The following is a 14936-nucleotide window of genomic DNA, read 5'->3' on the forward strand; positions in this document are numbered from 1 at the left end:
AGCATGATTTATGTTTTATATCATTATATGTTATTTATAGGTTGTTTATATATTATTTGTAGATTTTTAGTTTAGTTATAGATTTTTAATTTTAAATTTTTAATTTTAAAAATTAATTTCATTTTATAATTTTCACGGTGGTTTAATGGCTTCAAAAGAATATTTAATTAGTATTTTAAAAGATAATAATGTTTTTAAAACAGGAGATTTTGTACTTTCGTCTGGAAAGAAAAGTAATTATTATATTGATATGAAAAAAGCTATAACAGAACCTAATATTTTGAAAACTATAGCTGAACTTATAGATCAAGCTATTAATAGTGAAAAGATTGATAAAGTTGCAGGACCTGCTTTGGGAGCGGTTCCAATAGCTACAGCACTTTCATTGAAGTCTGAAATTCCTCTTTTGATGATAAGGAAAGAAAAAAAGGGTTATGGGACTTCAAAACTTATTGAAGGAGAATTAAATGAGGGCGATAATGTGGTTGTGGTTGAAGATGTGACAACAACAGGAGGCTCTCTACTTAAAGCTATAAAAGCTATTCAAGAAAATGGCGGAATCGTAAAAAAAGCTTTTGTTGTTGTTGATAGGGAAGAAGGAGCTATTTCTTCATTAAAAGATGAAGGGATTTTAGTTGAACCTTTGATATCAGTTAATGAATTTTTTTAGCTTTTTTATAAAGCTTTTTATAAAATTTTTTATAAAATTTTTTTATAAATTATGTGATAAATTTTATTTTTATTTCATCTATTAAATTTTATTTTTATTTTTATTTATTAAATTTTATTTTTATTTTTATTTATTAAATTTTATTTTATTCATTTAAATGCTTTTTTAAGTGTCCTAATTCATCAATAATTAAAGATATTCCTAATTTCACTGCATTTGGAGATCCTGGCATTGAAAATATAATAGTTTTTCCATAAGTTCCTGCTACTGCTCGTGATAACATAGCTCCTGAACCTAATTTTTCATAGCTTTTTAATCTGAATATCTCTCCAAAACCATTTATTTTTTTTTCAAAAAGAGGTTTTACAGTTTCAATTGTTATGTCTCTACTTCCAATCCCTGTACCTCCAGTTGTAAGTATAACATCAATATTTTCAGTTTTCATTTTTTCAATCATGTTTAATAATTGTTTTTTTTCATCAGGAATTATTTCATAGGATTTAACATTATATTTTTTTTTTAATTCTTCAATTATTATTTTTCCTGAGATATCAGTATTTGCACCGCTTTGTTTATCCTTATATTTTGTATCACTGAGGGTTATAATCCCACAATTCACTTCAATTGGTGATTTTTTTTTATGTTCTTCCATTGTTTCACTTTTCATTTTATAGCTCTCCTTTTTAGGTATATCTTAGGAATTGTTTTATTCATTTATTTTGGGCTTTTCAATGAATATTTTTTAAAATCATTTTTTAATTGATTTTATTAATAAGAGGATTATTATATCATTAATCAGTTCTTATATTATTAATAATATTTAATATATTAATAATGGTTAATATCAATAATATTTAATATCTTTTTAATATAAATTTAATATTAATTATTTTAACTCAAAACTTTATTTTTTAGACAAGTCTTGTATTAAACATTTTTTCAATATTTTAAGTATTATATTTCATACTATATCTATTGGTATTACATTTATTAAATATTAATATTACAATTATTAAATTATTTTATTAAATATTATAATTATCAAATATTACAATATCAAATATTACAACTATGGAGTATTACAATTATTAAGTATTAATATTACACATGTTAAGTAGTAATATTATACTTATTATACGTTAATAGCATATTTAGGTATTAAATAGGTATTTATTATTAATAATTATTAAATATTATAAGCTTATTTAATGTTATTATTATAAGTTTATTCATTATTATCATTAATAAGAATTAATATATTATTGTCATGTATTTAATGAAAATCTTTTTATTTAATAAAAAAGTTTTTATTATTAATTATTTTTTATAACCCATTCATTAAATAGAGTTTAAGCTATTTTAAAAAAAGAACAATATAGTGAGGAGGGTAGGGACCAAAATTGGATTGGAGGCGGATTCAATGCCAATTTTTGTTATGATAATAAGAGTTAAGATAAGACCCTACCCTTCAAGTTATTATTATATATTTACTCACATATAAATGTTATGTAAAGTATCAAAAATTGTCTATATTTCTTTTTTTTTGTTTTTAGTTAATATTATACCTTTATTTTAGCTTTAAACTTTTATAATTAGTTTAATTATAATATTTAATAGCTATATTTATTCGATAATGTTCAAATATTAATATAGATATACTAATTATTCTAATGTTTATAATATTTATTATAATATTTTCTAAAGCTATAACTAATTATAGGTTTTATTTATTTTTATTCGGGTATTATATTTATTTATATAATTAATAATAAAAACTTTGTTTTTAAACTTATGAAAATAAAAGATTTGTATAAATAAAATATTATTATAAATTTATTTGTTAATATTATTATAAATTTATTTGTTAATTTAATGAATTTAAATTCTTTTTTGAAAAAATTAAGGTGATATCCATCTTTTTTGAAATAAATCTCAAATTATTAACCTTATATTTGTATTGATTTTTTTATTTTTAATTTTTGATGATTTTTCATAATTTTGTTTAATATTTCTAAATAGTAATTAATATTTCAATATTTTAATATATTTCAATATTTTAATCATAATAATATTTTAATCATAATATTTCGTCAATATTTTAATTTTAATCAGCCTTAATACTTTAATTCTAATATTTTGATCTTTAGTATTTTAAATTTAAACTAATTTTAGATTTAAATTATTTTAAATTATAATATTAATTTAATTAACTTTATTTATTTTTAGTAACATAATGATATTATGGATAAAATGGATAAAAATATTTATTATATTTTAGATGCTTCTGCTTTTATTGGAGGTTTTGAATTAAAAGATTCTTTAAACTTTACTATATCTGAAATAAGTGAGGAAGTTAAAGACTTAAAATCTAAAATGATTTTTGATCAAGCTATAGAAGATAATATTCTATTTATTGTTGAACCTGATGATTTAAGTATCAATGAGCTCAATAATGTTATTTCTTATTCTGGAGATACTTTAAGACTTTCAAATGTAGATAAAAAACTTTTAGCATTAGCTATCGATTTTTCAAATCAAGGAAAAAAAATAAAAGTTGTTACAGACGATTATTCCATTCAAAATGTTCTTAAGATTATAAATATTCCTTATAGGAGTGTATTAACTGAAGGAATTAAAGGAATATATAATTGGAAGAAAACTTGTCAAGGATGTAGGAAAGAATATCCTGATAATTATGATGATGAAGTTTGTGAGATTTGTGGATCAAAAATCTTTAAAAGAAGGATAAAACTAGATTAGATTAATTATCTATTGATTTAATTATAATTATCTATTGAAGTATAAATTGGGAGAAGTATAAATTGGGATTTGGCATTATTTATGGATCTTTTTATAAATTGTAGATTTTATTGTAAATTGTGATTTTTTATTAATATAAATTTGGTTATAAAATGAAGATTGGAATTATTATACATGGGCCTAATATGATCGATTCTGGGCATGCTTTAAAAATCATTGGGATTTTGAAAGATTTTGGTAGTGTATATTGTAGATTAGGTGGTACGATGGGTCGAACTGCTGTTATTGATGCCTCTCTTGAAAATTTAATTGATATTTCAGCTAAAAGACTTCCTAGTGAATCTGTAAAATTGTTTTTAGATGAAGGTATGGATGTAATATTTCTTCTTAATTATGGTAAATCTTCAGTTACAGGACATACTTTTGGATATAAGGTTTTCAATAGATCATTTTTTAATCATGGTTCTCTCAATGAAAATAGAGTTTCAAATATACCATTTATTCAAATCGAAAGACCTGGAGAAAGCGATGGTTCTATAATTTCTTGGAATAGTTCAGATGGAAGTCTATCTTCAGATTCAGATGGAAGTCTATCTTCAGATTCAAATAAAAGCCTATATTCAAATTCAAATGAAAATTTATCTTTAGATTTAAATGAAAGTCTATCTTCAGATTTATGTTTAAAATTGTCTAAATTACTAAATTTAAATGTTTTAAATCCTAAATTAATCATAGATAATTATTTTAAAAGGGAATTAGTTAAAAAAGAATTAGAAAATGATTTGGGAGCTAGTAATTTAGGAGAAAAAGTTAGATATATTCATGGGGTTAGTCCTAATGAGAATATATTTGTCAATGGTATTGTAGTTGGTAAATCTAATTCTGAAAATCTGTCATTAATATCTAAAGATGGTCAAATAGTTGATATTATTGGTGGTGAAATCAAAGAACATGGTATCGAGAAATTAGGGGCTGTTGATATTAATAAAGCTGTAGTTAAAACAGGACTTCTTAGAAAAACAAATCCAAACCCTAGAATATTAAAAGATTTTAAAGATTTTTCATCTAATGAGGTTGAAAATAATCATGTCAAAGTAGCTTTTTTAGATCATGCTGCTGAAGATATTTATAAATTAAAAAATATTGATCTTGTTGTTACTATTGGAGATGATACTACTCTTGTTGCCTCTGATATTTTATATAGGTTTAATGTTCCAGTTATTGGTATCACAGATGGTGATATTGATAAAGTAGTTGAAAATGGTTATATTACTAAGGGGTCTAGTATTATTGAATTGGAACCTGGTTTGGATGATATTGTTGGTAAATCCATTTTTAAAGAAGTTTTTAACTCGAAAAATTATATTAATCTAAATATTGGTTCAGTAGAAAATTTAGATAATGTTTCTATAAATAGATTAAAAACTGATAAAATTAAAGAATTTAAAAAAGAATTAATTAAAATAGTAAATAATATTACTTCGGAATATATAATTAAAGAATAAATATTTCTTGTATTATTATTTCTATTAATAATAATTATATTGATAATAAGTAATAATATTGGTAAGAACTAATATTAATAAGAATTAATATTTGTAATAATTATTAGTAAGAATTAATATTAATAAGAATTAATATTAGTAAGAATGATATTAGTAATTAATCAATGGCTAATAATATTAGCAATAATTTAATAATCTTAATAAAATTAATCAATGGCTGAATAATACTAAGTAATGATTTAATAATTATTATAATTCATTGATTCTTAATTAATGATTCTTTATATAATGGGTTTTTTATATTAATGATTAGTTATATGATTGTATTCATTGATTCAACGTAATGAGGTGTGGTTTTGAATTTAGCAGATCTTGTAAAATCTCTTCAAGATTTTGAGGGAGTTTCTAGAAAAAAGTCTATAGAAAGTATAACTGACAAATTAAAAGAAGTTTATAATGTTTCTGGTGAAACTTTACTTGATTTTGGAGATGATGCATCAGCTATCGATCTTGGAGATGGAAATGTAGTTTTATTTGCTGCTGATGGAATTTGGGGAAAGCTAATGGATGCAGATCCTTACTGGGCAGGTTATTGTTCTGTACTGGTTAATGTTAATGATATTGCAGCTATGGGAGCTAAACCAATAGCAATGGTCAATATACTTTCTATTAATAATGAAAATATAGCTAATGGTCTTATAGATGGAATTAAAGATGGTTGTAAAAAATTCAATGTTCCAATGGTTGGTGGACATTTACATCCTGATACTGAGTATAATGCTCTTGATGTAGCGATTATTGGAATAGCTAAGAAAGATAAAATTATAACTAGCTTTGGGGCAAATGTTGGAGATAAGATTATTGTTGCTATTGATTTAGATGGAAGACAACACCCTAACTTTAATCTTAATTGGGATACGACCTATTTTAAGGATGAAAAACTTGTACAAGATCAGTTAATAGCTATGAAGGAAATTGCTGAAAAAGGTTTGGTTACTGGTGGAAAAGATATAAGTAATCCTGGAACTCTTGGAACATTGGAAATGTTACTTGAATCATCTGGTGTTGGTGGAAAAGTTGAGTTGAATAAGATTCCTAGAAATGAAGATGTTAATTGGGAAGAATGGTTAAAATCATATCCTGGAGCAGGTTTTGTTTTAACTGCTAAGGAGAAAAATACTGAAGAATTGATAAATTTGTTAGAGGAAGTTTCTATCACTGCTTCTATTGTTGGGGAGGTAATTAGTGAGAAAAAACTTTACTTATCAAGTGAAACTGAGAAAATGGTTCTTTTTGACCAGGATAAAAATCCAGTTCTTAAGATTAATTAATTTTATATGTGTCGAGTGGTTTTATGCTAGTAAAAATTAATGGAGAGGATTTAGATCTTCCTAATGGGTCTACTATAGGAGAAGCAATAGATTTTTCAAATGCTCCTTATGATGATGGAAGTATAATTTGCCTTATCAAAGGTAAAAAAGAATTTGAAAAAAACATTAATAAATATAAACTTAAAACTCCAAAAGGAAGCATAATAATTGAGATGGACGATAGTAAAGAAGCAGAAAAACTTGTTGAGCTTTGGAAAAAACAATATAAAGATTTTGAAGATTGTTCTATTAGATGGACTTCCTCAAATGAGGTAGCTATTGGGCCTATTATAACAGATTTAGAACCAAGTATGGATGAAAATAACTATAAAGATGGGGAGGTTGTATTAAGCTTATCAGGATTTAGTAATGAATCAACACATATAATTTTAGTTAAAGAAGATCATTCTGCTGTTTATGGTGTCCCAAGTTATAATAAAGGAGTATTCGCTAGAATTGTTGGTGGTAAAAGAACTTTAAGGCTCTTAGATTCTAATGATAATGTTATTTCTATTGAACCTCTTATTGAAAGGAGTAGTATTACTGATAGTGCATCTATTTCTGATTTAAATACTATTTTAGAGGAAGGTAACCAATTATTTACTTATGTTTCTCTTAAACCCAATGAAAGTTCTCCTGAATCCTGTGAACATTTATTTTCTTTGATTGAATCAGGTAATATATCTGTTGATTATGAATCAAATTCTTTTGTTGGTTTTTATTCTCTTCAAGGTTTAGGAAAACCTTCTGAAGATATAACTATGAGAAAGAGAGGTACTGTTACTATAAGAAATGCTGGTAAGGGTATTGGTAAAGTTTTTGTGTATAGGGAGGATAGGGTTAAATCTCCTCATCATACTAATGTTGCTTCGGTAGAAAAGGGGATGGAATTATTAGATATAGCTAATTATAAAGATAAAATCACTATTAGATCTAATCCTGAAAGAATAATGACATTATCTATGACTCAAAAGGAAGCAGAGGATTATTTAAAATCTATTGGTGTAACTCATGAAAGAGTTGGTGTTTTAGATGATGATGCATTGATAGTAGAACAAACACCAAAATTTTCTATTGAAATAATAAAAGAAGGTAAAGTTAAAACAAAAGGTATTAATAAAGATGATTTAGCTTTAATAGAAATTTATGATAGTGAAGATGAAGCTCCAAGATCATCATGGTACTTTAAAAAGGTTACAGGACTAGTTGAAAAACCGATTGGTATTCTAAAAGTGCATTTTGCATTTCCAGGTATGAAAATATCAATATTTGAAGGTGATGCTAAAGAAGCAAAAGGCTTAGTTCCTGAAAATATTCCAAGTGGTTGTATTGAAGCAGGAAGAATTGGTATTACTAATATGTCTAAAAAGAATGTTGGTTTAATAGGGGTTAGATTTGAGAGTAATGATGAGTTTGGTCCAACTGCAGAACCATTTAATGCAACAAATATTGTTGGAAAGATAACAACTGATTTAAAACCTCTTGAAAATTTAAAAGAAGAAGAATATCTTTATATTAAGAGAATTAATTAGGTGAAGGGATATTATGGTTGAAAATGTATGTATTAACCCAGATCTTGGCAGGGAGGATAAAGATCCTGAAGTTGTTACAAGAATGATTATTTTAGGTCCTAAAGCTAATGTTAGTGAAAGTGAGGTTGTAAATCAGATGCATCTATTAGGTTTACCTCTTACTATTAAACAAACTTGCTATGGTGCTATGGTCAGTGGAAAAGAAAAAGATGTTATAACTGCTATTAAAGAGGTTCGAAAAATGGATCCATATAATATTTTTACAAAAGATAGGGGTTTTCCCCCTGGAGACCCTAGAAGATGTCGAGGCCATAGAAAAGGTCCTAGAGAAGGATTTCATCAGATGGAAAAAGAATTTAAACTTTTAGGCTTTGTTTCGGATGCTTTAAAAAATCCAAAAGAAGTTTCTCTTGAAGAAGAAACTTGTGTTCCTTTAGAAGAATTTGAAGAAATTATGAAAGAATGTTTAGAGGAAGAAAATCTTGATAAAGATAATATTAAAGATAAGGAACATTCTGAAAATAAAAATAATAATTAAAACTTAAATTAGATAGTTATAATTAGATAAAAGATGGCTAGATAAAAGATATAATTAGATAAAAGACATAAGTAGATAAAAGATAATTATGATTAAATAAATGTTATACAAATAAATTTTTACAAATAAGTTTTAACAAACAACTTTTATACAAACAACTTTTATAAAAATAACTTTTATAGAAATAACTTTTATAGAAATAATAAATTTTATAAAAATAACTATTAATATATTAAAATGTGATAAAATGGTAAAGGTAGCTATATTCCCACCAAATTCATTAATTTTAGCAGATTTAATTGAGAGAAAAGGACATGAAGTTCTAGCTCTCCAAAAAGCTGTTAGGAAAAAAGTTAAAGATCCTGATATTGATTCTCCTCCTATGAATCTTACTGAAGAGGATCCGATTAAGGGATTAAAATATGCAGCTATTGAGGTTCCATCTGGTGTGCGTGGAAGAATGTCTCTTATTGGACCTTTAATTGAGGAAGCTGAAGCAGCTATTATTGTTGAAGATGCTCCATTTGGATTTGGGTGTATTGGTTGTGCAAGAACAAATGAATTATCTATATTCAACCTTAGAAAAAGAGGAGTTCCAACTCTTGAGTTAAAATACCCTAAAAATAAGGATGAAACTACTGATATGGTTAATAAAATAAATACATTTTTAGATTCTCTTCCAAAATCTTCAGAATCTTCAGAAAACTCAGAAATATTAGAAAGTTCAGATAGTCCAGATATTTCATCAGATAAAGAATTTAAGGAGGATGACTAATGGTTAAAATAGCTTTAATCTCTTGTGGTACAGAATATAGTGGTATTCAAAAAGAGATAGAAAAAGCAGCTACTACATTTGGCTCAGAGATTGTTATTCCTGAAATTGACCTTGATTATATTGATGAAGCATATAAGAAGTTTGGTTTTTCTGCTGAAAGTTCTAGTTTAAAACTCATGATTGCAAGAGCTATGTCAATTGTTGAGGGTAAAAGTAAAGCTGATGCTGTTTTTATAGCTACTTGTTTTAGATGTGCAGAAGGAGCATTAGTCAGAAATGAAGTAAGGAGATTTATTCAGGCAAATACTAGGATTCCTGTTGTAACTTACTCATTCACTGAAAGAACAAAAGCAGATGAATTATTTATCCGTATGGAAGCATTAACAACATCTGTTGCAAGAAGAAGTATTTTAGCTCGTGAAAAACAAGAAGGATTAACTTTGGGTGTTGATTCTGGTTCTACTACTACAAAAGTTGTTTTAATGGAAAATAATAAAGTCATTGGAACTGGTTGGACTCCAACTAAGGATATTATGGAATCTGTGTATAGTGCTGCTGATGAAGCTTTTGAAGGTACTGGTTATACTCTTGATGATGTTGAAGGTATTGGAACTACTGGTTATGGTCGTCTCACAATTGGAAAAAATATGAAAGCTGAGTTAGTCCAGGAAGAATTGTCTGTAAATGCCAAAGGAGCAGTTTATCTTGCAGATCATCAAAAAGGAGATGCAACAGTATTAGATATTGGTGGAATGGATAATAAAGTTATTACTGTTAATGATGGAATTCCAGATAATTTTACTATGGGTGGTATTTGTGCAGGTGCTTCTGGAAGGTTTTTAGAGATGACTGCTCGTCGTTTAGATGTTGATATTACTGAACTTGGTCCATTAGCTATGAAAGGGGATTATAAAAAAGCTATGTTAAATAGTTATTGTATTGTATTTGGTATTCAAGATTTAGTCACTACTCTTGCTGCTGGAGGTTCTAAAGCTGATGTTGCTGCAGCTGCATGTCGTTCTGTTTCTGAACAGGTTTATGAACAACAATTACAAGAAATTGATATTAGGGAACCTTTGATTCAAGTTGGAGGAACTTCTCTTATCTCTGGACTTGTTAAAGCTGTTAGTGAAACTCTTGGTGGTATTGATGTTATAGTTCCTGAGTATTCTCAACATATTGGTGCTGTTGGTTCTGCACTTTTAGTTTCTGGAATGGGTAAACGTCAAGAGAATAAATAAAATGATATTTAGATAATTTAAATAATAGTTAGATATATTTAGATAATATTTAGATATATAAATTATATTTAGATAATTTAGATAATTTAGATAATATTTAGATAATATTTAGATAATATTTGTATATAAATGATATTTCAATAATATTTATATGAATTCTTTAGGTGAATTTTATGCTTGTTGAGTCTACAGATGTAGAGGGTGCAAAAGTCTATGAGATGATAATAAAACAAATCTTTCAAGACCTTCAACTTTCTCCTTCTGTTAAAGATATGAGAGTTTTTGTTGATCCTAAGGAGGTTGTATTTATTTTAGCTATTAAAATGGATAAAACCTCTAATTTTACTATTTTAGGTGATGTGACCTCTATTGAATATGATAAAGAATCAAATAAGACTATAATTAGAGTAAAAGATGAAAATTATCTCCCAAATATTTTAAAAAAATTATGGCTTGAAAAAGGAAGGGAAAATGTTCATCAGCCAGATCGATTTAGTTTTATTCTTGAAGGTAAAGACGATAATTTAAATAATCTTGTTATTGATGATCCTTATGAAAATTTAAAAAAGAGGGTTTATGATGCAATATTTAGAATAATTCCAGAAGGATTTAGAATAATTAGAGATATTTCAAAAGATGATGTTATTGCTATTGTTTGTACTGATGAGTTAATTAAAGATGAATGGTTAGATAAAGGCTTAAAATATGTTGAAGAGTTAACATATTCCTAAAATATCAGTTATAATACATTATTTTTATAATACATCATATCCCCTTTATAATACATTATTTTATAAAAATTTTCATTAAAAACTACTTATAATATTTATTTTGTTCGTCTTAATTATAACAAAATTTAATAGGTAGTTACAACATATATATTAATAGTTTTAAATAGATATTATTTATATAATATAGTTTCATTATAATTTAATTATTATAAAATTATTAAATCTATTAGAATTATTTAATTAAGAGAGATTTGTTAGAGTATTGAGAGATATTTTTTTATAGTTATTTAATTAAGAGAGTTATTGAATATAGAATTAAATATAATAAAATTATAAAATTATATAATAAAATTAAATTAATAATTATATAATAAAATGAGATATAAGATTTAATATATAGAATTTTATCATTATTAATCTGTTATAAGGTGACATTATGGAAGAACTTAAAGGTAGTCGTTTTGCTCATGTAACTAAGGCTCATCCTTGTTTTAATGAGAAAATGCATGATAAGGTAGGCAGGGCTCATGTTCCTATTGCTCCTAAATGTAATATTTATTGTAATTTTTGTACAAGAGACATCAACCAAGATGAAAACAGACCAGGTGTTGCTTCTTGTGTTATGAATACAGATGATGCAATAGAACATGTTGAAAATGTGACTAAAGAAGGACCAATTGCTGTGGTTGGTGTAGCTGGACCTGGAGATTCATTAGCTAATGAAGCTACATTTGAATTTTTTGAAAAATTAGGCAAAACTAATCCTGACTTAATTAAGTGTATGAGTACCAATGGTCTTTTACTTCCTGATTATGCTGAAAGGATAGCTAAACTAGGAGTTAACACAGTTACTGTCACTGTTAATGCTGTTGATCCTGAAATTGCTAAAGATATTTATACTTTTATTAATTACAATGGCAAAATCTACAAAGGAAAAGAAGCTGTTGAAATCCTGATTAAAAACCAGCTTGAAGGAATTGAAAAATTAAGTAATCTTGGAGTGATTATTAAGGTGAATAGTGTTTTAATTCCAGGATTAAATGATGAACACATCGTTGAAATAGCTAAAGAAGTTAAAAAACGAGGTGCTTCTCTTATGAATGTTCTTCCCCTTATTCCTTTAAATAAAATGAAAGATTATCCTCGTCCTACTTGTGCTGAGATTGAAAAAGTTAGGGATGAAGTTGAAGAAGTTTTACCAGTTTTTAGAGCTTGCACTCAATGTAGAGCAGATGCTTATGGAATTCCTGGCAAAAAAAGTGAGGATAAGCATTTAGGAATGACTCCTGCAAGTCATTATTAATATATTAAATTTTTTTATTATTATTTTTTATTTATTTATACTTATTTTTTATTTATTATTTTTTCATAAAACAGTTGGTAATAATGCAATATAATATTTATATTACCAAAAGGTTTTTTTTAAAGATGATTTAATTTTGGATAATATTTAATATTTATGAATTTTCTTTAAGTTTAAATTAGAGTATTTTTAGAAGTTTTTATAAAATTATGAAGATTAATCATTTGTTATAATTTTTTTTTTAATTATTTTTAATATTCCTTTAATTTTAATTTAAAGCTGGGGGGGGGGGGGATAGCTATTGTTTTTTTCTTTTTGCTGTGTTTATTCGTTCATATGGGTTCTTATTGTCTTGTTTATTATTTTTTAGTTTTTAATTTTTTTATTCTTTTAATGACGTTTGGTTTGTTTTTTGTTTTTGGGTAGGAAGTTTTTTATAGTAGTTTTTTTATATTATATTATTGTAGTGTAGTGAGTGTTCTCATTGTACTATGTATTTTTTAAATATATACTGATTGATTGGATCAGGAGGTGAAAAAACGAAAATGTTTACAATAAATAAATTTTTTAAGCCAATTATTTTTGTTGTGTGTGTTTTATTTATCTTTTTAGCTTTATCTAGTGTTAGTGCAGCTAATCATAATTTTACTACAGTTAATACTACTGAACAGTTTCAAAGTGTTATTAATAATGATAATGATAATGATTTGGTGATTAGTTTTGCTAATGGTGAGTATGTTGATTGGGGTCAGCTTAATATTAGTCGTAATGCTACTATTGTTGGTAAGAATCGTGGTGGTGCTAAATTCACATCATCTAGTGGTACTTTGTTTAATATTAATGCTACTAATGTAAAGATTATTAATTTAACTATTAGTGGTTATGCTACAGCTATAAAATCTAATTGTAGTGATTTGACTGTTAGTGATAATAATATTACTACTTCTGGTGTTAGTATTAATTTAAGTAGTAGTGGTAGTGCTAATCCTATAACAGGTGTTGTTATTAAGGATAATATTATTAAATCCAGTATAGCTACTAATTTTCATGGTGCTGTTTATTTATTCGGTAAATCTACTGATAGGACTGTTTTTGATGTTTTATTTAGTGGTAATAATATAACTGGTGGTTATTCTGGTGTATACTTAGGTAATGGTAGCTCTAGTAGTCCTGTTTCGTCTGCTAATTTGGTTTTTGAAAACAACAACATCACAGGAACATCAGGCTATGGTGTTTATCTGCCTGCATACAGCAGCAACAACACCAATATAATCTTCGCCAACAACAACATCACAGGAAAATTCTCTGGTGTTGATCTGTATGCACAAAGCAGCAACAACGCCAATATAACCTTCGCCAACAACAACATCACAGGAACATCAGGCTATGGTGTTTTTATGTATGCATTCAGCAGCAACAACGCCAATATAACCTTCGCCAACAACAACATCACAGGAAGATCAAACAATGGTGTTGATCTGTCTGCATTCAGCAGCAAAAACGCCAATATAACCTTCGCCAACAACAACTTCACAGGAACACGTGGTTTTTCTATGGATTCATACAGCAGCAACAACACCAATATAACCTTTGCCAATAACAACATCACAGGAACAACATATGGTGTTGCTCTGTATGTATACAGCAGCAACAACACCAATATAACCTTCGCCAACAACAATATTACTGGTGTTAGTTATGGTGTTTATGTTTCTTTGTATAATGGTAATGTTAAGGGTGTTAATTTCTTGAATAATACTATTAATGCTACTAGTGGTGGTGGTTTTTATTTCTATACTAGTGGTGGTGTTACTAATGTGACTGATTTTATTATTCGTGGTAATACTATTTTTGCTACTAAGGCTGGTTTGAATTTTACTGGTTTAAGTGTTGGTTCATTGGTTAATGTTACTGTTGAGTATAATCGTATTATTGCTTCTGTTGGTGTTAATATTACTGGTCATAATGATAATAGTAGTTTTGATCGTAATTGGTGGGGTGTTAATGATATTACTGGTATGATTTTGGGTGTTGATACTCTTAATCATTTTATTTTGAATATTACTAATACTTCTAGTTTGGATGGTGTTCATTTTGGTGATAATGTTAGTTTTATGTTATTAGTTTTGAATACTACGCTTAGTAATGATGGTGTTGAATTTTTACCTGATTTTGTTGTTAATGGAACTTTCAATGGTGATAAGTTTAATAGTAGTCGTGCTGATGGTTTTGTTTATAATGCAACAGCTACAACTGGCACTCAAACTTTAGCTGCTACTTTAGATAATGTAAATGATACTGTAGCTTTTAATTCCCTCCAATTAACTACTAATTCTAGTATAATTGTTAGTAATAATCCAGCGAATATTGGCAACAATGTTACTATTTCTGGTCAGTTAGCTAATTATACTGGTATAACTGGTGTTAATGTTACTGTTGATGGTAATCTTTATACAGATGTTTCTGTTAATTCTACTGGTGGTTGGAGTCTTAATTACACAACTAATCGTA

Annotated in this window: 12 protein-coding genes; 11 read left to right on the top strand and 1 reads right to left on the bottom strand. The window is 26.7% G+C overall.

The annotated features are described in order from the left end of the window. Positions 1 to 145 precede the first annotated feature (145 nt). A complete protein-coding gene (gene pyrE / locus MBBAR_RS08435; RefSeq protein ID WP_080460921.1) occupies positions 146 to 670 on the top strand; it encodes an orotate phosphoribosyltransferase in 525 nt (174 codons plus the stop codon). Positions 671 to 815: 145 nt separating this feature from the next. Here pyrE and MBBAR_RS08440 read toward each other — a convergent pair whose 3' ends face one another. Further along, positions 816 to 1337 (bottom strand): MogA/MoaB family molybdenum cofactor biosynthesis protein, encoded by a 522-nt coding sequence (locus MBBAR_RS08440; protein WP_080460922.1) that lies wholly within the window; start codon positions 1335 to 1337, stop codon positions 816 to 818. A gap of 1574 nt (positions 1338 to 2911) precedes the next feature. Here MBBAR_RS08440 and MBBAR_RS08445 point away from each other — a divergent pair. The 10 genes from MBBAR_RS08445 to MBBAR_RS08490 form a co-directional block, all read left to right on the top strand. Beyond that, positions 2912 to 3430 (top strand): ribonuclease VapC, encoded by a 519-nt coding sequence (locus tag MBBAR_RS08445; RefSeq protein ID WP_225369869.1) that lies wholly within the window; start codon positions 2912 to 2914, stop codon positions 3428 to 3430. 152 nt (positions 3431 to 3582) lie between these two features. Continuing rightward, positions 3583 to 4935: a DUF2117 domain-containing protein gene (locus tag MBBAR_RS08450; RefSeq protein WP_080460923.1), complete on the top strand. Its 1353-nt coding sequence runs from the start codon at positions 3583 to 3585 to the stop codon at positions 4933 to 4935. A gap of 356 nt (positions 4936 to 5291) precedes the next feature. Beyond that, a complete protein-coding gene (locus MBBAR_RS08455) occupies positions 5292 to 6266 on the top strand; it encodes a methanogenesis marker 2 protein (RefSeq protein ID WP_080460924.1) in 975 nt (324 codons plus the stop codon). Between the two features lie 23 nt (positions 6267 to 6289). Next, the gene (gene mmp3 / locus MBBAR_RS08460) at positions 6290 to 7837 is read left to right on the top strand and encodes a methyl-coenzyme M reductase-associated protein Mmp3 (protein WP_080460925.1); all 1548 of its coding nucleotides are present in this window, start codon (positions 6290 to 6292) and stop codon (positions 7835 to 7837) included. A 13-nt stretch (positions 7838 to 7850) separates the two neighbouring features. Further along, entirely contained in the window at positions 7851 to 8375 is a 525-nt protein-coding gene (locus MBBAR_RS08465; RefSeq protein WP_080460926.1) for a methanogenesis marker 6 protein, read from the top strand. A gap of 247 nt (positions 8376 to 8622) precedes the next feature. Further along, positions 8623 to 9150 (top strand): methanogenesis marker 5 protein, encoded by a 528-nt coding sequence (locus MBBAR_RS08470; RefSeq protein WP_080460927.1) that lies wholly within the window; start codon positions 8623 to 8625, stop codon positions 9148 to 9150. Continuing rightward, entirely contained in the window at positions 9150 to 10391 is a 1242-nt protein-coding gene (locus MBBAR_RS08475) for a methanogenesis marker 15 protein (protein WP_080460928.1), read from the top strand. Before MBBAR_RS08470 ends, MBBAR_RS08475 begins: the two co-directional genes overlap by 1 nt. Before the next feature lie 173 nt (positions 10392 to 10564). Continuing rightward, positions 10565 to 11122, top strand: a complete 558-nt coding sequence (locus MBBAR_RS08480; RefSeq protein WP_080460929.1) for a methanogenesis marker 17 protein — start codon at positions 10565 to 10567, stop codon at positions 11120 to 11122. A 436-nt stretch (positions 11123 to 11558) separates the two neighbouring features. Continuing rightward, positions 11559 to 12425 carry a radical SAM protein gene (locus MBBAR_RS08485; protein ID WP_080460930.1) on the top strand — a complete coding sequence of 289 codons (867 nt, stop codon included), beginning with the start codon at positions 11559 to 11561 and terminating at the stop codon, positions 12423 to 12425. A gap of 545 nt (positions 12426 to 12970) precedes the next feature. Beyond that, on the top strand, positions 12971 to 14936 hold a 1966-nt coding region (locus MBBAR_RS08490), incomplete at its 3' end, for a beta strand repeat-containing protein (RefSeq protein WP_143746180.1).

Origin of the sequence: Methanobrevibacter arboriphilus JCM 13429 = DSM 1125 (genome assembly GCF_002072215.1) — an archaeon.
Classification (GTDB): Archaea; Methanobacteriota; Methanobacteria; order Methanobacteriales; family Methanobacteriaceae; genus Methanobinarius; species Methanobinarius arboriphilicus.